General features: G+C 35.1%; 22 protein-coding genes. 17 read left to right on the top strand and 5 right to left on the bottom strand.

The window, feature by feature from the left end; genetic code table 11:
- Positions 1-44 precede the first annotated feature (44 nt).
- A complete protein-coding gene (locus tag ACXY7N_RS03740; RefSeq protein ID WP_016088399.1) occupies positions 45-806 on the bottom strand; it encodes a DODA-type extradiol aromatic ring-opening family dioxygenase in 762 nt (253 codons plus the stop codon).
- A gap of 205 nt (positions 807-1,011) precedes the next feature.
- Here ACXY7N_RS03740 and ACXY7N_RS03735 point away from each other — a divergent pair, with 205 nt between their 5' ends.
- The 7 genes from ACXY7N_RS03735 (at position 1,012) to ACXY7N_RS03705 (ending at position 7,396) form a co-directional block, all read left to right on the top strand.
- A complete protein-coding gene (locus ACXY7N_RS03735) occupies positions 1,012-1,935 on the top strand; it encodes an alpha/beta hydrolase (protein WP_088083598.1) in 924 nt (307 codons plus the stop codon).
- Positions 1,936-1,990: 55 nt separating this feature from the next.
- Positions 1,991-2,596, top strand: a complete 606-nt coding sequence (locus ACXY7N_RS03730; RefSeq protein WP_488592285.1) for a pentapeptide repeat-containing protein — start codon at positions 1,991-1,993, stop codon at positions 2,594-2,596.
- Positions 2,597-2,677: 81 nt separating this feature from the next.
- Positions 2,678-3,322, top strand: coding sequence for a LytTR family DNA-binding domain-containing protein (locus tag ACXY7N_RS03725; RefSeq protein ID WP_088083600.1), 645 nt, complete (start codon positions 2,678-2,680; stop codon positions 3,320-3,322).
- Between the two features lie 127 nt (positions 3,323-3,449).
- A complete protein-coding gene (gene scpC / locus ACXY7N_RS03720; protein ID WP_016088396.1) occupies positions 3,450-4,964 on the top strand; it encodes a succinyl-CoA:acetate CoA-transferase ScpC in 1,515 nt (504 codons plus the stop codon).
- A 222-nt stretch (positions 4,965-5,186) separates the two neighbouring features.
- Positions 5,187-5,630, top strand: a complete 444-nt coding sequence (locus ACXY7N_RS03715; RefSeq protein ID WP_016088395.1) for a GNAT family N-acetyltransferase — start codon at positions 5,187-5,189, stop codon at positions 5,628-5,630.
- A gap of 27 nt (positions 5,631-5,657) precedes the next feature.
- The gene (locus tag ACXY7N_RS03710; protein ID WP_016134147.1) at positions 5,658-6,017 is read left to right on the top strand and encodes a YunG family protein; all 360 of its coding nucleotides are present in this window, start codon (positions 5,658-5,660) and stop codon (positions 6,015-6,017) included.
- A 53-nt stretch (positions 6,018-6,070) separates the two neighbouring features.
- Entirely contained in the window at positions 6,071-7,396 is a 1,326-nt protein-coding gene (locus tag ACXY7N_RS03705) for a bifunctional S-methyl-5'-thioadenosine deaminase/S-adenosylhomocysteine deaminase (RefSeq protein WP_016088393.1), read from the top strand.
- A 206-nt stretch (positions 7,397-7,602) separates the two neighbouring features.
- Here ACXY7N_RS03705 and ACXY7N_RS03700 read toward each other — a convergent pair whose 3' ends face one another.
- Entirely contained in the window at positions 7,603-8,985 is a 1,383-nt protein-coding gene (locus ACXY7N_RS03700) for an alpha/beta hydrolase (protein ID WP_016088392.1), read from the bottom strand.
- Between the two features lie 595 nt (positions 8,986-9,580).
- Between ACXY7N_RS03700 and ACXY7N_RS03695 the strand changes: the two genes are divergently transcribed.
- The 6 genes from ACXY7N_RS03695 to ACXY7N_RS03670 all read left to right on the top strand — a co-directional run bounded on the left by ACXY7N_RS03695 (position 9,581) and on the right by ACXY7N_RS03670 (position 15,225).
- Complete coding sequence (locus tag ACXY7N_RS03695; RefSeq protein ID WP_016136622.1) at positions 9,581-11,209, top strand: peptide ABC transporter substrate-binding protein; 1,629 nt, start codon at positions 9,581-9,583, stop codon at positions 11,207-11,209.
- A gap of 578 nt (positions 11,210-11,787) precedes the next feature.
- Complete coding sequence (locus ACXY7N_RS03690) at positions 11,788-11,997, top strand: hypothetical protein (RefSeq protein ID WP_001036929.1); 210 nt, start codon at positions 11,788-11,790, stop codon at positions 11,995-11,997.
- A gap of 59 nt (positions 11,998-12,056) precedes the next feature.
- Complete coding sequence (locus ACXY7N_RS03685; protein ID WP_016088390.1) at positions 12,057-12,437, top strand: BA_1872 family lipoprotein; 381 nt, start codon at positions 12,057-12,059, stop codon at positions 12,435-12,437.
- Between the two features lie 149 nt (positions 12,438-12,586).
- Positions 12,587-12,721, top strand: coding sequence for a hypothetical protein (locus ACXY7N_RS03680; RefSeq protein WP_016134149.1), 135 nt, complete (start codon positions 12,587-12,589; stop codon positions 12,719-12,721).
- A 54-nt stretch (positions 12,722-12,775) separates the two neighbouring features.
- Positions 12,776-14,821, top strand: a complete 2,046-nt coding sequence (locus tag ACXY7N_RS03675) for a class I SAM-dependent methyltransferase (RefSeq protein WP_033659822.1) — start codon at positions 12,776-12,778, stop codon at positions 14,819-14,821.
- A 2-nt stretch (positions 14,822-14,823) separates the two neighbouring features.
- Positions 14,824-15,225, top strand: a complete 402-nt coding sequence (locus tag ACXY7N_RS03670) for a hypothetical protein (RefSeq protein WP_016088388.1) — start codon at positions 14,824-14,826, stop codon at positions 15,223-15,225.
- Between the two features lie 1,377 nt (positions 15,226-16,602).
- On the opposite strand, the gene pssA is transcribed toward ACXY7N_RS03670, so the two are convergent.
- Positions 16,603-17,094, bottom strand: a complete 492-nt coding sequence (gene pssA, locus ACXY7N_RS03665) for a CDP-diacylglycerol--serine O-phosphatidyltransferase (RefSeq protein ID WP_016088387.1) — start codon at positions 17,092-17,094, stop codon at positions 16,603-16,605.
- 453 nt (positions 17,095-17,547) lie between these two features.
- Positions 17,548-18,078: a GNAT family N-acetyltransferase gene (locus tag ACXY7N_RS03660; RefSeq protein ID WP_016088386.1), complete on the bottom strand. Its 531-nt coding sequence runs from the start codon at positions 18,076-18,078 to the stop codon at positions 17,548-17,550.
- A 142-nt stretch (positions 18,079-18,220) separates the two neighbouring features.
- On the opposite strand from ACXY7N_RS03660, the gene ACXY7N_RS03655 reads away from it, so the two are divergent.
- The 3 genes from ACXY7N_RS03655 to ACXY7N_RS03645 all read left to right on the top strand — a co-directional run bounded on the left by ACXY7N_RS03655 (position 18,221) and on the right by ACXY7N_RS03645 (position 20,919).
- Positions 18,221-18,919, top strand: coding sequence for a response regulator transcription factor (locus ACXY7N_RS03655; protein ID WP_088083602.1), 699 nt, complete (start codon positions 18,221-18,223; stop codon positions 18,917-18,919).
- Positions 18,909-19,976, top strand: a complete 1,068-nt coding sequence (locus ACXY7N_RS03650; RefSeq protein ID WP_016134154.1) for a sensor histidine kinase — start codon at positions 18,909-18,911, stop codon at positions 19,974-19,976. Before ACXY7N_RS03655 ends, ACXY7N_RS03650 begins: the two co-directional genes overlap by 11 nt.
- 82 nt (positions 19,977-20,058) lie before the next feature.
- Positions 20,059-20,919, top strand: coding sequence for a M23 family metallopeptidase (locus ACXY7N_RS03645; RefSeq protein ID WP_016134155.1), 861 nt, complete (start codon positions 20,059-20,061; stop codon positions 20,917-20,919).
- Positions 20,920-20,975: 56 nt separating this feature from the next.
- On the opposite strand, the gene ACXY7N_RS03640 is transcribed toward ACXY7N_RS03645, so the two are convergent.
- Positions 20,976-22,271, bottom strand: coding sequence for an Nramp family divalent metal transporter (locus tag ACXY7N_RS03640; RefSeq protein WP_001030665.1), 1,296 nt, complete (start codon positions 22,269-22,271; stop codon positions 20,976-20,978).
- Positions 22,272-22,763: 492 nt separating this feature from the next.
- On the opposite strand from ACXY7N_RS03640, the gene trhO reads away from it, so the two are divergent.
- Positions 22,764-23,723, top strand: coding sequence for an oxygen-dependent tRNA uridine(34) hydroxylase TrhO (gene trhO / locus ACXY7N_RS03635; protein WP_000246226.1), 960 nt, complete (start codon positions 22,764-22,766; stop codon positions 23,721-23,723).
- Positions 23,724-23,766 lie beyond the last annotated feature (43 nt).

The raw sequence follows: 23,766 nt of genomic DNA, 5'->3' as shown, positions 1-23,766 counted from the left end.
TAAAAAAGAAAAAGGATGAAGCAACGATTGCTTCATCCTTTTCTTTAAAATTGAAGACAAAGATAGCTTAATGTACCCATCTCGTAACTGCGGTGAATGACTTCACCGTTATTTTCACCGCTTCCCATAGCGATAAATAAAGGTACGAAATGCTCTGCTCTTGGTACTGCTAATTGTGCATGAGGCGCATTGTTCTCCCAATTAAATAAAGCATCTTTATTAGTAGTCTGCATATGTTTAATAATCCAATCATCAAATTCAATTGCCCATTGTTCGGGTGTCGTTTGATTCCATTTCAAAGCTCGTAAGTTATGAACAGTAACACCGCTACCGATTATTAAAATATCTTCTTGTCCAAGCCCTTTAAGTGCTTCTCCAATCTTAAATTGCTCTTTTGCAGGAAGGAATGGATTGACTGAAATTTGGACGACAGGAATATTTGCTTCTGGATACATGCGGTGCAGAAGAGTCCATGAGCCATGATCTAAACCTCTCGTCATATTATGATGGACTGGAATACCTTTGTTTTTAAATTTTGTTTCTAACATAGATGCAATGTTAGAAGAACCTTTCGCACGATATTTGATTTCGTATAATTCAGGAGGAAAACCTCCAAAATCATAAATTGTTTCATATTCGTTATCTGATGAAGAAATCGTTAATGCTTCACTTTCCCAATGAGCAGTGAAAATAACAATCGCTTTCGGTTTATATGTTTCTCCAAGTGTTTTTAAAAACCTTGTATAGTCTGTATCTTGAATAGCAAGCATCGGTGATCCGTGTGCTAAAAATAATGATGGCATCATAATAGAAACCTCCCAAAAAATATAGTAATTACTTTATGTAAGTAACTATATGATTTTATTTCGGATTCGTCAACATAATAGTTATTGAGCTAATTGGAAAAGTGCGGTATTTGTCATAATGAAAGCAATTGCATATAATACATAATAAGAATAATGAATGGATATTCATTTTTTGATATACATAATAGAGTTGGGGGCTGACGAAATGAACGTACAGGAAAGTTTCGTTACGGCATTGGATGGATCGGAAATTTATTTACGTAAGTGGCTACCAGAAAGAGATCCGAGAGGGATTATTCAAATTGCACATGGTATGACAGAACATGCAGGTGTTTATACAGACTTTATTGCTGCGTTATTAGAAGCAGGATATGGTGTTTATGCGCATGATCATAAAGGTCATGGGAAAACAGTGAAAAGAGAAGAAGATTATGGTCATTTTGAACCAAATGTAGGTTGGAATGAGGCTGTGTCTGATGTTATTTTTGTATCAGAAACGATAAGAAAAGAACAGACATGCCCATTGTTTTTACTTGGACATAGTATGGGTTCTTTTTTATCAAGACGTGCTGTACAACTTAAAGGTGAATTATATGATGGATTCCTTATTTCAGGAACTGGTGGAAATCCAGGGCTTTTAGGAAGTATCGGTCATAAAGTAGCGACAATTGAAATGAAATTACGCGGGGAAAAAACGAAAAGTCCGATGCTAAACTTTTTATCTTTCGGAAACTTCAATTCACACTTTAAACCAAATCGTACAAAATTTGATTGGTTATCTTCAGATAATAATCAGGTTGATAAATATATTGCGGATCCGTTATGTGGATTCATTTGTACGACGAGTTTTTATCGAGAACTATTTTCTGGTGTATTAGAAGTAAATAAACTAGAAGAATACAAGAAAACGCCAAAAACCCTTCCGATACATATATTCTCTGGAGACCGTGATCCTGTTGGAGATATGGGAAAAGGTGTAAAAGAAGTATACGAAAACTATAAAAAATGTGGTGTGAAAGACGTGACACTACGTTTATATGAAAATGGAAGACATGAAATGTTCCATGAAGTAAATAGAGATGAAGTATTTCAAGATTTGATTTCTTGGTTAGATGGGCATATTGTATGAGAAGAAACCTCACTTTTTTCAAGTGAGGTTTCTTTGAGGAAATGGAGGAATGGTTATGAGTGAATTTGTAAATAAAGAGTATACAGAAATAGATTTTCAACATGATTTGATTAAAGAAGAGGAATTGAAAAATTGTACTTTCATAAAATGCCGTTTTAGAGGGATAGATGCATCAGAAGTTTCTACTGAAAATTGTAATTTCATAGAATGTGATTTTACCGGTGCTCTTTTTAACGCTTCTATCCATCAAGGAACTACATTTGCAAATTGTAAGTTTGTTGGTGCGAATTTATTCGTATCGAAGTTTGAAGAATGTAAAATGACTGGCTCTGATTTTGAAGAAGCGAATTTAGACGGAATAACTATAATATCGGGCGATTGGTCATATACGAATCTAAGGTTCGCGAACTTAAGTAAACAAATGTTAAAAGGTATACGTTTAATTGAAGCTGACCTATATGAATGTAATTTAGAAAAAGCAGATTTACGTGAAGCGGATTTAACGGGCGCACAATTAGGCAAGGTAAAACTTAGCGGTGCAGATTTAAGAGGAGCTGTAGTTGATCGAATTGATTTTACAAGTTTCGATTTAAAAAATGTAAAATTAGATATAGCGCAGGCAGTTGCAGTAGCAAGATGCTATGGGGCGAAGGTGAATTAAATTGTTTGTAAAACCGTTCAAATTGTTGAACGGTTTTACAGATCATAATAGTAGTATAATAGTAAATGAGGTGTTAATAATATGGAAGATAAAACATTAGGTATACTACTAGATGTTGTTGGTGAATTGTTTTCAGATGAAATATCAATCGCCGTTTCGAATACGAAAGAATATATTTATTATCGGCCAAGTAAACGAATTGATTTAAAGATTAGCGCTGGGGATCCTATTAAGGAAGGGACGATTGCTCATAAAGCAATGGTAACGAAGCAAAAGACCTCTGAGTTTATTAACCGGGATGTTTTCGGTATTCCTTATCATGGAATGGCCGTACCATTTTCAAATAATGAAAAGATTGAAGGTTGCGTGACGGCAATTTATCCCGCTTTAACGGATGGTAAGTCAGTCGTTACTTTAAAAACAACAGACGGATGGGTTCCGGTTCCTTTTTCAAAAGTCATGTATTTAGAGGCGAAAGATAAAAAAACGTATGTGAATGCAGAAGAGTTAACAGGAACACATAAGTACTCGCTACAAGAATTTGAATACTTGCTTCCGAAAGATTCATTTATTAGATGCCACCGTGCCTTTATTGTAAATGTAAATCATATTAAAGCGATATATCCTGATACGCACTCTACTTTTGTACTTTCGATGGATAACGGAGAGAGGGTACCAGTTAGTCAATCATACGCTAGTTATTTTCGCAAACTTCTAGGGTTCTAGATTATTCTGCCTTAGAACCTAGATTCGCTGTTTTATCTGAATTTTCGGCATTGTATACTGAAATCCCTATTTAGATACTGTTAAAGTGTAAAATAATTATGAATATTCACAGGGAGAGGGATTACATATGGAGAATAATTTAGATAGAATTAGGGATCAACGTCTGAAAGATCGCGTAGTTACACCTGAAGAAGCAGCTTCATGGATTGAAAGTGGAATGACTTTAGGCTTAAGTGGGTTTACACGTGCAGGTGATGTGAAAGCAGTCCCATTTGCGCTTGTAAACCGAGTTAAGAATGATAAATCTTTTAAAGTGAATGTTTATACTGGTGCCTCTTTAGGTTCTGATGTAGATAAATTATTTGCGGAAGCAGGAATTTTAGGGAAAAGGTTACCTTTCCAAGCTGATGCGACTATGCGAAAAGGAATTAATAATGGAGACTTTTTATTTGTGGATCAGCACTTGTCTCATACAGCAGAGTTACTCCGTGCTGACGTTATGGATATAGATGTCGCTATTTTGGAAGCGGTTGCGATTACTGAAGATGGAATGATTATTCCAACCACTTCAATTGGAAATTCTTTGGCGTTTTCTTTAAATGCTAAGTCCATCATTATTGAAATGAATATGGCTCAATCCGCGCAACTAGAGGGGCTACATGATTTATATGAACCAGGTAAACAAGGGGAACGACTTCCAATTCCGCTCGTAAAAACGGACGATCGAATTGGCTCAATCGGTATCCCAATTGATGCTGAAAAAGTGAAGGGAATTGTGTTTACGAACCAACTAGATTCGCCATCGACGATTGTTCCTCCGGATGAAGAAACTGTTATTATGGCACAGCATTTAATAGAGTTCCTTCGAAAAGAAGTCGAAGTAGGGCGATTAACCAATCGCTTAGCGCCGTTACAGTCGGGAATTGGTTCAGTGGCCAATGCAGTTCTACATGGAATGTTAGATTCGGAGTTTGAAGATTTAGAAGTGTATTCTGAGGTTTTACAGGATGCAGTCTTTGATCTTATGGATGCTGGGAAAGTCAATTTTGCTTCCTGCTGCTCGATCACACTTTCTGAAGAGAAAATGCAACAAGTATTTTCTAACTTTGAAAAATATCGTGACAAATTAATGATGCGCCCGCAAGAGATTTCTAATCATCCTGAAATCATTCGTCGCCTTGGATTAATCTCAATTAATACTGCTTTAGAATTAGATATATACGGAAATGTGAATTCTACTCACGTTTTAGGTACAAAAATGATGAATGGTATTGGTGGTTCTGGTGATTTTGCGAGAAATGCACGTCTAGCTATCTTTGTTACGAAATCGATTGCGAAAGGTGGTAACATTTCAAGTATCGTTCCTTTCGTCTCTCATGTAGACCATACGGAACACGATGTAGATGTTATCGTCACTGAACAAGGGTACGCTGATTTAAGAGGACTGGCACCAAGAGAAAGAGTGGAACTGATTATTGAGAACTGCGCACATCCAATGTATCGTGACCAGTTACGAGCTTATTTCGAAGAAGCAAAAACAAGAGGTGGACAAACCCCTCATATTTTAGAAAAAGCTTTTTCTTGGCATACGAATTATGCTAAAAATGGAACGATGCTTGAAGCGGTAGTGGAAACTGTATAGGTGTGTATCGTAAGAAATAGTAAAACGAATGATTGAGTTTGAAGATTAGACTTTCGAAAAAGGGAACGCCAACTTTCAGGGATGGCGTTCTTTTCTTTTGAAAAATTGTTACCTATATGAAGAATTATAAAAGTAATCTCTTATTTATGGAAATAAGAGGTTTTTTAAATTACTTTTCGAATCAGTTTAATAGTTTACATATGAAAGTGAGGAGAAAGAATCATGAAGATAAGAAAAGCGGTATTAAGAGAAGCAAATGAATTAAGTGAACTTGCACTACACTCAAAAGCAACGTGGAACTATAGTGAAGAATTCATACTTGCTTGTAAGGAAGATTTAACAATTACAGAAGAGTACATAAAAAATAATTTTGTATATGTTTTAGAAAACGATAATACGAAGATTGGATTTTTCTCATTTTTACGAAATGATAAAGCTCTCGATTTCCTATACATTCATCCTCGTTACAAAGGGAAAGGCTACGGGAAAATACTTTGGGAGTATGTAATAGAAAAAGCAAATGAATTAGGTTTAAAAAGCTTTACGATTGATAGTGATCCGAATGCAAAAGGATATTACCTGAAGATGGGAGCAAAGTTAATAGGAGAGACACCATCAACGGTTTTAAAGGATCGTTTATTACCTCTTTTGCAATATGATGTGTAAAACTATTAATAGTAGGGGAAGCTGAGAATGGATAATATAAAGCGAAAAAGAATATATGAAGCACTAATCAAATCGTGGTCGATTGAAACAAGTTCAAAGTGGACGATTGAAAATCCAGCAAAGGGACAATGTGGTGTTACAGCTCTAGTCGTTCAAGACATATACGGAGGAGAAATTAAAAAGACAAAAGTAAGAGAGGTGTGGCACTGTTATAACTTTATAGATGGACAGCGCTTTGATTTTACAGAGGCTCAATTCAATGAAAACCTGAATTATATGGATGTGGAATCAAATCGAGAAGAAGCATTTGCAGATACAAATGAAAAACAATATAGCATTTTGAAGGAAAAGATAATGAAAGAATTTAAATTATCTTTTGACTCTTAATCTTTAATAAGTTACTATAATGGTGGTAACTTATTAAAGGGAACTTCATAGAGTTGAAAGGGGAAATACTTTTGAAAACAACTTATGTAAACGCTACAATCGTAACGATGAATGAACAAAACGAAGTGATAGAAAATGGATATATCATTGTAGAAAATGATCAAATTATAGATGTAAAGAGCGGAGAGTTCGCTAATGATTTTGAAGTAGATGAAGTAATTGACATGAAAGGAAAGTGGGTTTTACCAGGGCTTGTAAATACACATACACACGTTGTAATGAGTCTCTTAAGAGGTATTGGCGATGATATGTTATTACAACCATGGCTGGAGACGAGAATTTGGCCACTTGAAAGTCAGTTTACTCCAGAACTTGCGGTCGCTAGTACGGAATTAGGATTACTTGAAATGGTGAAAAGTGGTACAACATCATTCTCTGATATGTTTAATCCAATTGGAGTAGATCAAGATGCAATTATGGAAACGGTATCAAAGAGTGGAATGCGAGCTGCTGTTTCAAGAACTTTATTTAGCTTCGGAACGAAGGACGATGAGAAGAAAGCGATTGAAGAAGCTGAAAAATATGTGAAGCGTTACTATAACGAAAGTGGTATGTTAACTACGATGGTTGCGCCGCATAGTCCATATACATGTTCTACAGAACTGTTAGAAGAGTGTGCTCGTATTGCAGTAGAAAATCAAACGATGGTTCATATTCATCTTTCGGAAACAGAGCGTGAAGTACGTGATATTGAAACACAGTACGGAAAACGTCCAGTAGAATATGCAGCAAGTTGCGGTTTATTTAAACGCCCAACAGTTATTGCACACGGTGTAGTATTAAATGAAAATGAGCGTGCATTTTTAGCAGAACATGATGTTCGAGTAGCACATAACCCGAATAGTAATTTAAAACTAGGATCGGGTATAGCGAATGTAAAAGCGATGCTAGAAGCAGGAATGAAAGTTGGAATTGCAACAGATAGTGTTGCATCTAACAACAATTTAGATATGTTTGAAGAAATGCGTATAGCAACATTATTACAAAAAGGTATTCATCAAGATGCAACAGCGTTACCAGTTGAAACAGCTCTTACACTTGCGACTAAAGGAGCTGCTGAAGTAATCGGCATGAAACAAACAGGATCACTTGAGGTTGGAAAGTGTGCTGATTTTATTACGATTGATCCGTCTAATAAGCCGCATTTACAACCAGCAGATGAAGTGTTATCACACCTTGTATATGCTGCTAGTGGAAAAGATATAAGTGATGTAATTATTAACGGAAAACGTGTCGTTTGGAATGGCGAATGTAAAACGTTAGATGAAGAGCGTATTATATTTGAAGCAAGTCGTTATAAACGAGGTTTGCAAAGATAGGTATTTTTAGGCTGTGGAGAAAGTCTTCTCCACAGCCTGTTTTTGTGTCTGAACCTTTTTTATGTGTCGACATTGATAAAAAGAGGGAAAGGATAGATTTTTTATCAGTGTTGATTAATAAAACAGAAGAGAATGATTTAGATAAAATCACTAGTTTCAAAAAATCCTTCACGTAATAATGATTATATGAAGGATTTTGATGTTTCTTATTTTTTTGTCTCGTTGACCCATTTAATAATGTCCCGGATGACGTACTCAGGAACATTAGCAGGGATTTCATATTCACTAGGAAGACTTAATTCCCCATCACCCTCCGTGAAGAAATGATTCAATTTTGGGTATTCATTGAACTGAACATTCCTGCGGTTTGAAAGCCCTTCCTGCCATTTTGTATATTCATTTTTTACTGTTACTTGATAATCCCGTGCTCCTTGCAGAATCAGTAAAGGCTCTTTTCGTGATCTTGCCTCTTCAACTGGACGCCACCTTGAAACATCATACATAAAATGAGGCGACCCAAAATTGTAGCCAGCTGGAGGATGGTCAGGATTGAAAGTAGGATCTTGGATAAAAGCGGCCTGTCTTTTTAGTTCATCGATTACTTCCTTTGGCGCCCCTAGGTATTGATTCTGATCAATGGCAATGTCAGTCAATGGGCGTGCAGGTGGTGCGAGTAAGATACTTCCTCTAACAAGTGAGGAAGGTGATTTGCTCAGTATACGCGGCATTGTGCCAGCTCCTAGACTATGTCCAAGAATGAAAATATTATTTGGATCAATGCCTTCCTGCTGCGCCGCTGATTTTGCTGCATATATGGCATCATCTGTAGTATCACGGTCTAACGTAACAGGTTCTGCACTCATCTTTAATGCGTGTTCTAAGGTGCGTTTTTCATAGCGCAACACTGCAATTCCGTTGGACGAAAGGCCCACCGCAAGGTCTCGTAAGATTTTTGTTCCCAGATATGTACTATCGCGATCATGGATGCCAGCACCATGAACAAGAACAACTACGGGTACCTTTTCACCAGGCTTATGTTTCGGAACTGTTAATGTGGCTGGTAACGGATAGGTAGAATTTCCAATGACGATTTCACGTTCTTGATAGGAAGCAGGTTGATCATATCTAGGATGCGGGATAATATAAGATTCCGGAGGCGTCCTTACCCCAACCTCATCTACTTTCCCGCCAGGTGTGAATTTAAGGAGTAACGGTATGGTAGTTCCTTCGATAGTTCCTGAAATTTCCACCGTCTGATGGACCAAGTTTCGTTCTTTTATCACGGGGGTTCCCATGCTTTTTATCCCGCTCCAGTCACTTTGTGTCCACCAGTTTTGTAATGTGTTTGCTGTAAACTTGGATTGAAAAGCAGCAGACGTCAACTGAAGTGCCTCTGGGTACTTACCTTGCTGGAGATATTCAAGGAATAATGATGTACGCTCCGTTAAAGAGACTTGTTTCTTTTCTACAGATGGTTTCTCACGTGTATCTGCGTGAATAGCTGTTGTAAGCGGAAAAGATGAAATGCCTAAAGAAAAGAGTAGGGTAAAGGAAAGTACGGATTTTTGTATTTTATTTTTTTTATTCATGTTTTAACCTCCAATATGTAATGGTAAAAAAACAGGTAGGATAAATTAAGGTTCTGTTGTAACAACCATCTAAATCATTGATATGTCATCTAAAACCAACAGTCCTGGTTTTGTCGTAATCGCTCTGGCAACTCCTAACCTCTCTCTCTTTCTTTCTTCACTTTATATTTTGACTATACGAAACAAAGTTCTCGTTTTTCTTACTTGATCCTTACAAAATCCTTAAGTGTATAAGATTTGTAAAATATCACTTTCTACTTGACCTTGATTCGAAAAAACAAAGTGGCATTGCTGAATGGAGATACGAAGATATCCCAACCAAACTGTACCCTATACGCCTATTCAGTTAGTTATGGGGGAATTTACATGAAACAGAAGAAAAGTTAAAACAAAAAGGGAGGTATGCAATAAGAGATTTTTTATAAACACTTGAGCAAACAGCGCAGATTATACATGCAATCTTTAGCTATCCTTTTTAAAAGGGTAGCTTTTTTTTGAACGAATAAATATTCAAAAGAATGTCGCATCTTTCTGTTCATATTTCTGCTATAATATATAACGCTTTATAATATTTTATACTTAAGGAGAACAATTCATGAAGCGAAAAAAGAGCCATTTAATGGTAATGGCACTTGTTACAACTTTATTATTAACAGCTTGTAATAATAAAGCGAATAAAAGTGACACAGAGGCAAAAAAACAAGTATTAAATGTAACAGTATCAGAAGAAATTCCTTCTCTTGATACTGCGAAAACGATGGATGGCACATCAGCGCATGTTATGCAAAACATATTTGAAGGGTTGTATGTATTAGATGATCAAGATCAGCCTATTCCAGCGGTAGCAAAATCGTTTCAAAGAAGTGAAGATGGTAAAAAATATACATTTGATTTGCGTAAAGATGCAAAATGGTCAAATGGAGACAGTGTGACAGCAAATGATTTTATGTTTGCATGGAAACGTGCAATTAACCCTGAAACAACGTCTCAATATGCGTCCATGCTCTTTTACGTGAAAAACGCGAAAGAGATAAATAAGGGAACAATGCCTCTTGATGCACTTGGGGTTAAAGTTATAAATGATTATAAATTAGAAGTGGAACTAGAGCAGCCAATTCCTTACTTTTTACAGCTGTTAGCATTACCTATTTACTTACCACAGCATGAATCATTTTTGAAGGAACAAGGAAAGAATTATGCATTGGAACCTAGTAATCTCATATATAATGGTCCATTTGTATTAGAGAAATGGAAGCATGAACAAGAGTTTCAATTAAAGAAGAATGCTACATATTGGGATCAAAAGAAAGTGAAATTAGACGAAATAAACTTTCAAATTGTAAAGGATACAATGACGGTTGTTAATTTATACGAAGCTGGTGATTTGGACCGGGTGCCTATTAATTCTCAATTTGTAGACAAGTATAAAGGGAATAAGGAGTTACATATGTCGAGCGATCCTGGAATTGCTATGCTACGTTTTAATGAAAAAAATAATGCATTAGCAAATAAAAAGGTGCGTCAATCTATTTCATTCGCGTTAAATAAAGAGGATTTCGTTGCTCACTTTATTAATAATGGGGCAAAACCTGCAAGTGGGCTTGTACCAGCTGGTCATGTAAACGAAGAGACGGGTAAAGATTTTAGAAAAGAAAACGGAGATCTTTCTTCATATGATTTGCAAAATGCGAAAAAGATTTGGGAAGAAGCGAAAAAAGAGCTTGGAGTAGAGCAAGTAAACCTTGAGTTTTTAACGTTTGAACAAGATAATGCAAAACGTATGGCAGAATATATAAAAGGTGACTTAGAAAAGCATTTGCAAGGATTAACGATACAAATAAAACAACAGCCATTTAAGCAAAAATTACAGTTAGAACAAACCGGAGATTACGATATATCTATGGCAAATTGGGGACCGGACTTTAAAGACCCAATTAGTTATTTAGAACTATTTACGACGGGTAATCCGAATAACAAAATGAATTACTCTAACCTTCACTACGATGAATTAATAAAGAGAGCGAAAAGTGATCTAGTACTAAATCAGAAGAAAAGGTGGGAAGCATTGCAAGAGGCCGAGCGTATTCTGTTAGAGGATGCTGCGGTCGCACCACTTTATCAAATGGGCTCAGCTTACGTACAAAAGGATTATGTAAAAGGAATTGAAAAGCATCAATTTGGTGGTATTTATACTTATAAGAATGCTTATGTCGCTAATGAATAAATACAAAAAACCTTACTTTTTAAAAGTAAGGTTTTTTTCATAGGGCAGGGACATCTTTTGGTGGTGTTCCCAGCATATGAAGAAGAGAAATGAAAAATTGTAGTTACGCATTCATAAGAAGTTGCAACAAATAAGATTGAGCAATTTATTTAAGTAAAAAAGAATAGAAATATAGCATATATGGAATAAGGGAATGCAGTACAGATCAGCATACAAGCATTCTCTTGCTGTAACTATGTTTGTTTTTGAATTATATAAAAAATATTAGATTATATATTTTGTCATTGGTATACTTAAAAGGTAATTGAGGTATTAAGATGAATTGATAGAAATGTTTGTGTAGAATTATTTGAGTATTATAAAAAAAGAGGGGCTTAAGTGTTTGATTGGAACGGGGCTTTTTCTATATGAATGAATTGTTATGTATAATACTTGGGGGAAATTAATTTGGGAATCTCGGGGGATCTTTTGAAGCTAGAAAAAGCAGAGTCAAATTTCATGTACCATTAGGTCCTGGTGTAGGTTTTGGGGGGATTTGGTTTAGAAGTTAATGTTAAGGAATAAAGGGGATAATTAGTATGAATAAGAAAGTAAAAAGATTTAAATATTTTATGGTTGTATTAGCCTGTATTGCAATTTTTGGTACAGTTTTACCTAATGCATTAGATCCAAATGAAACATTAGCAGGTAACATCTCAGTTGCAGTTTTTGGTACAATGGGTACTTGTTTATTATTTTCTATTACTTATTTTATTATAAAAACAGCTATTTTAAGAGGTGGGAAATAAGATGGTACAAAATTTAAATTTAGAATTTTAATTCATATACATAAAAAAGGAGAATTTCTATGAAATTACTACGTTTATTTATGATTCTTACTCTTGTTGTATTGTTAAGCGCATGCAACACAGCAACACAAGTCACAAAGGTTCAAAAAAATGGCGAAACGACTTTGAAAATTGGTTCTCTGCAAGGGTATTACGATGTACAAACGCTTAAAGCTGAAAAAGGAAATGTGGAAATCCCTTATGAAGCAGCCGTTGAAGAAGGTACGATTTTATTGCAAGTTACAAAAGATGATAAGGTTATTTATGAAGAAGAAGTCACTTCTCAAAAAGAAGGTCTGCTTTCTTTTGAAGCGTCCAAATCCGGATCATATGATTTAATCGTACGCGTGAAGGGTGAAAAAGAGAAAGCAAAAGAAATTCAAATACATACTAAGCTATGAAAAAAAGGCAAGTGGAATGCAACCGCTTGCCTTTTCCGTTGATTCTGTCACAACATATGTTCATTAATTTATGAAGTGATCCGCTGAGTCCTGATGTCTATTCCGCCGAAATTCCTGATGAAGTTAAAATAAGAGATGAACAAAAGAATATGTTACAAACTTGGTATGTTAGTAAGGAAATAGATAACTCTCTTTTACATGATAAAAAGACTGGGTTTGATGCATTTGTATTTGAAAGAGATGTAGATGGTAAAAAGCAAGCAGTAGCATTTAGGGGGACATAGGGTGATGATCTTTTGGGAGAAGGTGCCCCAGCCCTTACTACAAATATTGATTATATGGGGGTAAATAAGTTGAAAAACATTGAAATTCTAAATACATACATCGAAGGGTTTTCTGATGCTCACCCTACGTGGTTAAAGTATCTAATCGAGGCAGAGGAGATACATCAAAACTATGAGAATGTACAGGTACTTGGTGCATTAAAAACAGACGCGGTGTTGTACTATGTACACCGTACGCTGCAAGTGTTAGATGGATTGTCTTTAGATGAAGAAGCGTATCGCATTATTGAAAAGGTACTAACGTATAGTGAGCTTGCAAAGGTAGGCTCTTTAAAACAGCGGGAGCAATGGAAGAAAAACGGGATCAATCTATTGGTACATAACGAGGGTTCTGCTGATATCTTTAGTGATATTCAGTTTATCGAACGTATAGAGACAAACTTAAACGCTACTGAGTATTTGTTTGTTCGAGATTTAATTAGAACACATGGATTAATCGGGCAGTATATCCGCGGGGAGGCTCGTTTGGACTCTCATATTGATTTAATTAACACATATAAAGAAGAATACGGAGACGTTAGGTTAAAGGAGATTTTATACTTTCTTAACCAATGTATTATTGAGGGCGTATCAAAATCTTTGTGGAGTGAAGTAAAGAACGATGTGAAGATTACAATTGATGGGCTATTTGATGGGTATGTGGAGCCGTTTACTTCTCGTATACATAGACTCACGCCAAAACATAAGGAGTCAGTATTTGAAAAAGATATAATTATGGGGAGCGAGAAGAGTGACGTTCAAACGTTCTTATCTGATAAGGATTTGTGGTATGTAGAACCGTCTATGCATGCTCTTAGCTTCGAGGATATTTGGACAGTTTTTGTTATGTTAAAGAACGAGATAGGAACTAGAAAGGTTCAACATATCCATTTCGAGAAATTGATGCAGCAGTTGCACTATGATTTCAAAGGTGAGAAGAAGGACAACGTGTATCGTAAGCGGGTTATTGAGAAGTATCTACGGGAGTACCGTGAGAACGAGAAGCCGAATACAACGCATGTTTCTTTTGAGATGAAAGTCGATAAAGATATGAAGACGGCGTATGTGTCGTTTCAATTTTCTGCTGTAGGTGAGGCGTTAATCACCTTCTGTGTAGAGGCAGAAAAGATAGATATGATGCATGCTCGAGCAAATGTACTGCTCTTTGATTTCTTCGGGTTACGAAAGGACGCATATGATAGATTCCATAACGAAGAAGTGTATTTGGAACATATGAATAGTTCGGCTGATGATAAACGAATTATTCTTGATTATATAAAGGGAGATACGGTTGTAGATGTTGGAGCTGGTGGTGGTGTTATGCTAGACATGATTGAAGAAGAGACCGAAAATAAACGAATCTACGGTATCGATATTTCCGAAAACGTGATTGATACGTTGAAAAAGAAGAAACAGGACGAAGGTCGTTCTTGGGACGTCATTAAAGGGGATGCAATCAACTTAGGTAGCTCGTTTGATAAAGAATCGGTTGATACGATTGTATATTCTTCTATCCTTCATGAACTGTTCTCTTATATCGAGTATGAAGGGAAGAAATTCAATCATGAAGTAATTAAAAAGGGGCTACAGAGTGCTTACGAAGTGTTAAAGCCAGGAGGTCGTATTATCATTCGTGATGGCATCATGAGCGAAGATAAAACGTTAATGCGTGTGATTCATTTTAAAGATGCAGGCGGAATGAAGTTCTTAGAGCAGTATGTCCGTGAATTTAAGGGGCGTATAATCCAGTATGAGGTACTTGCAGATAATATAGTCAAAATGCCTGTTAACGATGCGATGGAGTTCTTATATACGTATACATGGGGCGAGGATTCTTTCGTTCACGAGGTGCAAGAGCAGTTTGGAATCTTTGCGCCAAACGACTATAAGGATTTCGTAAAGGGTATCTTTGGGGATAAAGTAAACATCATTCAAGCTATGAACTATTTACAGGATGGATATACACAACATCTTAGCGAGAAAATCGAGTTTAAAGATGAGTCTGGGAATGCGGTTGCGCTACCGGATAGTACGTTCTTTATGGTTTTAGAAAAGAGGTAATGATGTTGAAAATTTTTAAAAATACAATTTTATTTGCTTTGTGTTTAGTAATTCTTAGTGGTTGTTTTACAAGAGAGGGAACTATTGTTGGGGGTAAAGTTCATGGTTCTTCAGATAGTGTATCTGGTAGTATATCTGGGGATTATAGAAAATTTACCGGATCAGCAACTCAAGATAGGAAAGTTAAAAAAGGTGAGAATTGGATATTTTCTTTTGATGATAAAACTAAAAAAGGAACTATAATTGCTTATGTTGTGGATTCAAATGATAATACAATACTAGAGTTTAATAGTGGCGAAGGCGAAAAAAATATTAAAGTACCTAAGGATGATACATATAAGGTTAAAATTAAAACGGAAGAACATGGTGGGGAATTTCGAATATCATGGAAAAAAGAAAAATAGTTTTGAAGTTGTATTATGGTGGAATATATATTGACATTCCCACTCCTAAAGAGGCAAGCTGACTAACGTCAGTGGGATTCTTCCTACCGAAGGAAAAGTCCATTTTTGGTATTGCTGGCGTGCAATATTACGGTGTGCCATCACCAGTATTTTCGAAAAACCTACGCTAAAAGTATGCAGGATTTTATAGAGTTTTTCAGTTAATCCAGTAACAAACGAGAACCCACACTATAATAGAAATGTATAAAAAATTGCATGGATTGATAGAAAGAGGTAGATTCTTTATGAGAGTAGGGATCTGCTTTTTCCTTGCTACTGATAAGTGGAATTATGGTAACTAAAACAGCACCCAACCTTATTTAAATTAGATAAGTTTAGGTGCTGTTTTTAATTACGAACGTTTCGTTTAATAAACTTCAAAATTCCTTTTGAGAGGAGAATAATACTTACTATCCAAGTGATTCCTGATAAGGCCAATTGAGGTGAATTTTCCTCTGATGCCATAGGGTAATTAGAAAAGTTAGGTCCGATTAGAAGGTTTATCAAAAGGAATAAACTTAAAGCAAGTGTTAAGAAGTGTGCAATAAATCAGATGATATTTTTTTGTACTTAATGAGCCAATAAATGAGAAGTATTAAAGAAACTATAATTACAAGACAGGAACCTGTAACTAAATATCCTCTAATCTCTTGTTCCATTGGCATATACATATTGATCACCCATTTCATCTAAGCGTCTATATCTATTTTTAGTATGGGTCATTATTACTTTGGATAGTCCTTAGAGTAATATGAATTACTTCGAATCAGTTGTATATCAATGAGATGTTTGTTTTTGTTCATGTAGTTTTTAGATTCTTTATTTATAGTGTTTTGAATGAATACTTTTCTAGTCATTTTTGAGGGGAATGGGTAAGTTGTGATAAAGTCAATAAAATGAAAGTAAACTAATATTGAAAAGTTTACTTTCATTTTAGAAGAGACTATTCCCTGTTTTCACCCCAGCTATTGCATTTACACTTAAAAACAAGGGGGGAAGACCTGGATGGGTAATTAATACAAAAAGATGAAAATCCCTACAGTCTGTTTTTGACCAAGGGCAATTCTTTTTTTATTTTAGGTAATTTTCAGGTTTGATGAATTCCTATCACTCTTTATTTTTTTATGACATTAGGAGAGGCTAGCCCCTCGCTCCACATTTTCAACGTACAATGAAATTCAACAATTACTAGCTAATTCTTAAACCTTTATCCTTATTTACCAACTAGTTTATGCTTTTTTCAAACTTTGCAACAGAACCTACCCTTTACTATTTCTATAGTCTTACTCAAATAAACGATATTCCGTAAAGTTTTGATGGTGATGGGCGGGCACACACTTAAAATTTTTTAAACTTAATTGGACTTACCATTAAGAGAGCGAGGATTAATGTAATCCATGCATTGCTATATGAAAACAACCCCATACCAGCTAATGGTAATCCAGCAGCTGGAATAGGTAATCCCTTAAAATATCCAATGGTTGGTTTAACACTAAATTTAGCTAATCTTAAAGCACCCATCGTTGGGAAAAGGACAAATGCCAAAGAAGTTAAAATAGATGGTGTTGCTATCGAATGAAATAAAAGTGCAGGAGCAACTCCGAAACTAACAATATCAGCTAAGGAATCCAATTCTACACCAAACTCACTGTTCACTTTTAATTTTCTCGCAATCCTTCCATCAAGAAAATCAAAAACAGCTGAAAAGAAAATGAAAATGGAGGCTACTTCCAAATAGTCATTCATATTCATGGTAATTGAAAAAACACCGCACAATAAATTTCCGATCGTAAATAAATTCGGTACAGCTTTTACCATTTGATTGAACAAGGTTGTCCCCCCTAAGTAGATTAAACTTCACATCTATGTAGCATTTTCTATATATTCTTCCGTTATTCTTAAAAATATATGACCCCTGTATGCTAAGTAAATTTCGACAAGAGAAAAGCCGATTTACTGTCCGTTATGTTGGTTTATAAAAATGTTTGATCATTATCGGTACACATTGTTGAACATTAGCACCTGATAGTTGAAGTTTCGTGGAGTTTTTCCTTAATAAAATGAAAACTAATTGTCGCTTTGATCGCACGAAGGAAATGGTCTTGTGGAACGAACTCTTCTACAGAAACGGATACACGCTCATCACGATGTTTTTAAAGCACCCATCATAAAAAATCTCTCTTTGTCCTCTTTTTTATCAGTGTTGACACATGAAAAGACTTTCTCCACAGCCTGAAAAAAACCTTACTTTTAAAAGTAAGGTTTTTTTACACATAAATTCTATTAAACTGATTTTAATAAAGAATAATAATTCGTGTCATAGGGAATATCATCTTGATACATATAATTTTTTAGAACTCCTTCTTTTTCAAACCCTAATTTTAATAGCACTTTATTTGACGCCTCATTTTCAAGGAAGACAATTGCTCCGATACGCTTTAAATGAAGTGTATGGAAGCCGTAAGATATAACTTCAGAAACTGCCTCAGTAGCATATCCATTTCCCCAGTGTTCAGGGAAAAAGGCATAACTTAAATTGGCTCGTTTATGCTCAGAAGACCAATCGTGAAAACCGATGGTACCAATGAGTTCTTTCTTATCTTTTAATTCGATTCCCCACTTTATACCGCTTCTTGTATTGTAACTCAACTTAAAGTTAGTAAGGATTTGTTTCACTTGATCAACATCTTGTAATGGTTTTTGGCCATAATAGCGCAGTACATCAGTATTAGAAAAGCATTGTAGTATACTCGGTGCATCTTCTTCGGTAAGTTCTCTTAAAATGAGTCGATCGGTTTTCAATATAGGAAACATACTTTCACTCCATTTCTTCTGAAACTAGAATGTGTTGTTATTATATAATGTAATCTGAAAATAAAGATTATTCAAGAGGGAAGTATGGTTTTGATTTGTGATAAAATTGATTGTGGAATATATTTCAAAAAGAGGTTTGTATATGGAGAAAAATTCAATTTTAATTGTAGATGATGATCAAGATATTGTTCGATTTGTTAACGCGAATTTAATGCAAGAAGGTTTTAAAGTTTTTAGTGCTCATAACGGGGAAGAGGCTTTAGAAATAATAAATAATAACAGTATTAAACTTGCTATTTTGGATATTATGATGCCACAAATGGATGGTATAGAATTGTGTAGAAGGATTAGAGAGAAACATAGTTTACCAATTATGTTTTTAAGCGCAAAATCATCAGATGTAGATAAGGTAATTGGATTTAGTACTGGAGCAGATGATTATATTGTGAAACCGTTCAGTACAATTGAATTTATAGCAAGAGTGAAAGCTCAATTAAGAAGGTATACATATTTCAATCAAAATGCTGTCCAAGTAATAAAAAAGATAATAAACATTAGAGGTTTAGAAATAGATGAAGTGTCGAGAACAGTGATGTTATATGGAGAAATAATCAACCTTACGAAAACTGAATATGATATTTTGTACTTAATGGCAGGTGCAAAGAATCGTGTGTTTACTATTGAAGAAATATATGAGAGCGTTTGGAAAGAAAGAGCCTATGAAAGTAATAATACAGTAATGGTTCATATCGCAAGATTAAGAAATAAAATTGAAGAGAATCCAAAAGAACCGAAGTTTATTCAAAATGTTTGGGGAGTCGGATATAAAATTGAAGATTAAATCATTACAAGGCATTAGAGCTAAGTTTTTTATCGCATTCATATGTAGCATCTTGTTAGCAACTTTAAGTATAATAGCGTTTCAAATGTTAATTGGAAATATGTATAGTCATGTTACTGCATTAGAAGAAAAATATTCATTTTTATATTTTATAGTTTTTTTAATTTTTATTACAACATACTTTGCATTCATGACAAAAACAATGATGAAAAGATTGTCTGAAATTAACAAGAACGTGAAGGAAATAAGTAATGGTAATTTTGAAATACATATACCTATTTTAAAAAACGATGAGATTGGTGAATTAGCCACGAATGTTAATTGGATGGCCAAAAGTTTAAAAGAGTCTATCGAGAATGAAAAAAAATCGCAGGAAATGAAAAATGAAATGATTAGTAATATTTCTCATGATTTACGAACTCCTGTAACATCGCTAATCGGTTACACGGATCTGTTAGGAGATAAGCTTCATTCAAATGGAGAAGAATGTGAACAGTATGTAAGTATATTAAAGCGAAAAAGTTATGAATTAAAAAATCAAGTAGATGATTTATTAGAATATTGTCAAATAAATTATAGAGAGATCGAATTACATAAAAGTGTAGTAAATATGAAAGCGTTCATTGAACAAATCATGATTGATTTTGTACCACAACTAGATGATGCCGATATGAGCTTTTGTATTAAAGGTGATAAGGATTTACATGTGGAAATGGATGTAGCGCTTATGGTAAGGCTATTCGAAAATGTAATTAGTAATAGTATTATGTACGGGAAAGACGGAAAGGAGATTTTAATTCAAGTTTTTAAAAGAGACATGAACGTTAAAATAGAAATTAAAAATTTTGGACAATGCATTCCGGATGAGAACCTTCCTTACGTTTTTGAGAAGTTTTATCGTGGTGAAAAATCACGTAACTCTCATACGGGTGGAAAAGGAATGGGACTTGCAATTGCGAGAAGTATAGCTGAGCTTCATAGAGGAGATATTACTGTGCGTAGTAATGATAAAGAAACAGTTTTCACTATCGTTTTACCGCAGTATAAAGAAATGTAAGAAAGTCGTAAGTATTTCTTTTTTATGTCGTAATGTTCACTTCGTATCATGTAGAACAAAGATATGAGAGTGGGGATACAACATGTGGAAGAAATATGTATTAGTAATTTTAGTTGCATTTTTAATTATAAGTTGGAGTGTAGTTTATTTAGTTAATGGTGTTATATCAGTCATTGTTTGGTGGAGTATACAAGCCTTTAGCGTAGTATCAATCTTTATTTCGATAGGGTCAGTATTACTATTTGTGTGGAAAGTTATTTTCAGAAAGCGAATAGATAGAACACTACTCTTCATAGTTCTTTTCTCTATAATTGGAGCTTGGCCTTTAGGGTGGTTTGCTAACATAGGCGGACTTGCTTACCCAGCAGATGTACAGACTATGAGTCCTAAAATAGTCGTTCGTTTTCCCTTAAATGAACGAGCACTAGTAGGATGGGGTGGTGATCGGGTAGAAACGAACTATCACGTTATAAAACCGAATGAACGATGGGCATATGATATTCTTATCCCGCCTGCTGAAGTGAAAAGTAGTAAGTTAGGTGACTATGGAATATATGGAGCGAAAGTAATGGCACCAGCTTCTGGAACAGTTGTATCTATCAATAAGGATGAAAAAGATGTAGTTCCGGGATCGGATGATTTTCAGTCAATGGCGGGGAATCATATTTATTTACGACTAGATGAAACAGGGACATTTTTGATGCTTGCCCATTTAAAGAAAGGATCAATTAATGTGAGGGAAGGGCAACATGTAAATGAAGGAGAGGTTCTTGCTCAAGTCGGTAACTCAGGGAGTTCAAGTGAGCCCCATTTACATATTCATCATCAAAGGCAGGATCCATCCAAGGTGAGTATATTTCTTTCGGAAGGATTACCACTTTACTTTCGAACTGAAAAAGGTGCGATAATGCCAGAAAGAGGTACATACATAGGTGGTAATTAGAAGAGAATTACTTCGCCAAAAAAGGTATTCCATTTTTATTGGAATACCTTTTTTCATTACCCTACAAATGTTTGATACAGTAAGAAAATATTTAAAATGATAACGAGTGCAGCGATTATCCAAGCGATAAAAGTTGTTATACGGTGGTTAACGAGTGCACCCATAATTTTTTTACTGCTTGTAAACATAATAAGTGGTACTAACGCAAAAGCAATACCGAATGATAAGACAACTTGGCTCATAACGAGAGCGTAAGTTGGGTTTACACCTAAAGCGATAATAACTAATGGTGGAATCATTGTAATAAATCGGCGTAAATATAACGGAATATGCATTCGAATGAATCCTTGCATGATAATGTCACCAGACATTGTCCCGACTGAAGAGCTAGATAAACCTGCTGATAAAAGTCCGATTCCAAATAAAGCAGCGGATGCAGGACCGACTAAGTTACTAAATTGGTTAAAAGCAACATCAAGATCTTCAACATGCAAGCCGTTTTTAAAGAATAGTGCAGCAGCAACAATTAACATACTTGCATTAATTGCTCCAGCGATAACCATTGCGATAATGATATCAATAAATTCGAAGCGGAAAATCTTTTTCTTTTGTTCATCATTTGTTCCGACTACACGGCGCTGCGTTAAGGCGGAATGTAGATATATTGCATGTGGCATAACGGTTGCGCCTAAAATACCAGCTGCTAATAAGATACTATCCACGCCTTGGAATTTTGGAATAAATAGACCTGAAAGTAAAGGGCTTAATTCTGGTTTTGCGTAGAAGACTTGTACACCAAAAGCGATAACAACGATAAAAATCATTCCTGTTATAATAGCTTCTAATGGACGGAAGCCTCTGCGTTGAAATTCAAGAATAATAAATGATCCAGCAGCTGTAATTAAAGCGGCTGGTAACATTGGAATCCCGAACAATAAGTACAATCCGAGTGCCGCTCCAATAAATTCAGCTAAATCAGTCGCCATAATAACGAGCTCCCCTTGAATCCATAAACCGATGGAAACAGGTTTTGGGAAGTTTTCTCGAGCGATTTCAGGAAGGTTTTTACCTGTAGCAATTCCTAATTTAGCGGATAAAGTTTGGATTAATACCGCCATTAAATTAGAAGCAAGAATTACCCAGAGTAATAAATATCCATATTGTGATCCAGCTGCAATATTTGTCGCGAAATTGCCAGGATCAATATAAGCGACTGAAGCGATAAAAGCTGGGCCTAAGAATGGTAATAGTCTTTTTAAGCCTTTCGTTTGTCCACTTAATGCTAAATGCGCTGATTGAACAGTTGTACTTTGAGAAGGGACTTGTTCATCTTTTGATATATCTTTATTCATAGTAGTTTTCCCCTTTAAAATGTTAACTTGATGAAATTATTGTATTTATTCTTGCTCATTATTTCAATACATTTAAATGTATTAGTTGATAATTTTATTTGAACATAAATGTTTCCTTAGTGCAAATTATATGCCTTTACACAATAAATGGTGTGGTGTTATGAAAAATTGGGAGTTTATGGTGTGATGACGTGGGGAAACATAATGAATTAAAGGGCTATTTTTGAAATTTATGTGAACATAAAGCCTATAATACAGTATATTAATTGATGGAAATGGATTTGTATGATATATAATATATTGGGATTACAACATAACCATAGTGTTTTGATGTGTAATCTTGTTTTTTATTTTTGTTAACTTATAGAAAATAGTATAAAGAGAAGAAAATGGGATGCATAAAACTTTGGATACATTTTCTTATTATATATGTTTTGATATGAACGTTAACTTATACATGATTTTAAAAATTAGATAGGTGGTAGAAATACATTGGCAACTACAAAACCATACAGAGTATTACTATATTACATGTACACAACAATTGAAAACCCTGAAGAATTCGCTGCAGAGCATTTAGCATTTTGTAATTCACTTGAATTAAAAGGAAGAATCCTTGTAGCTAAAGAAGGAATTAACGGAACTTGTTCTGGAACTGTAGAACAAACAGAGAAATACATGGAAGCAATGAACAACGATCCACGCTTTGACGGTATCGTATTTAAAATAGATGAAGAAGAAGGGCACGCATTCAAGAAAATGCACGTGCGTCCTCGTCCAGAATTAGTTACACTTCGTCTAGAAGATGACATTAACCCACACGAAATAACTGGAAAGTATTTAGAGCCAAAAGATTTTTATGAAGCAATGAAACAAGAAGATACAGTTATTATTGATGCACGAAATGATTATGAGTTTGATTTAGGACACTTCAAAGGTGCAATTAAACCAGATATCGAATCATTCCGTGAATTACCAGATTGGATTAGAGAAAACAAAGAAACACTTGAAGGTAAAAAGATTTTAACGTACTGTACAGGCGGAATTCGTTGTGAGAAATTCTCTGGTTGGTTAGTTCGTGAAGGGTATGAAGATGTAAGTCAGCTTCACGGCGGAATTGTAACGTACGGAAAAGATCCAGAAGTACAAGGCGAGCTTTGGGATGGACAATGTTACGTGTTTGATGAGCGTATTGCTGTACCAGTAAACCAAAAAGAACATGTTATTGTTGGTAAAGATCACTTTACAGGTGAACCTTGTGAGCGCTATGTAAACTGTTCAAATCCAGAATGTAACAAGAAAATTTTATGTTCGGAAGAAAACGAAGCGAAATATTTACGTGCATGTTCTCATGAATGTCGTGTAAGCCCACGTAACCGCTACGTAGTACAACATGAATTAACTGAAGAACAAGTAGCTGCTGCATTAGAACAAATCGAAGCAGGGAAGTAAGCTGAACTTGTGTAATAAAAAAGGGTACTCCAAACGTCATTTT

The organism is Bacillus sp. 5w2 (assembly GCF_054353775.1).
This window is presented reverse-complemented; position numbering and strand designations above follow the sequence as displayed.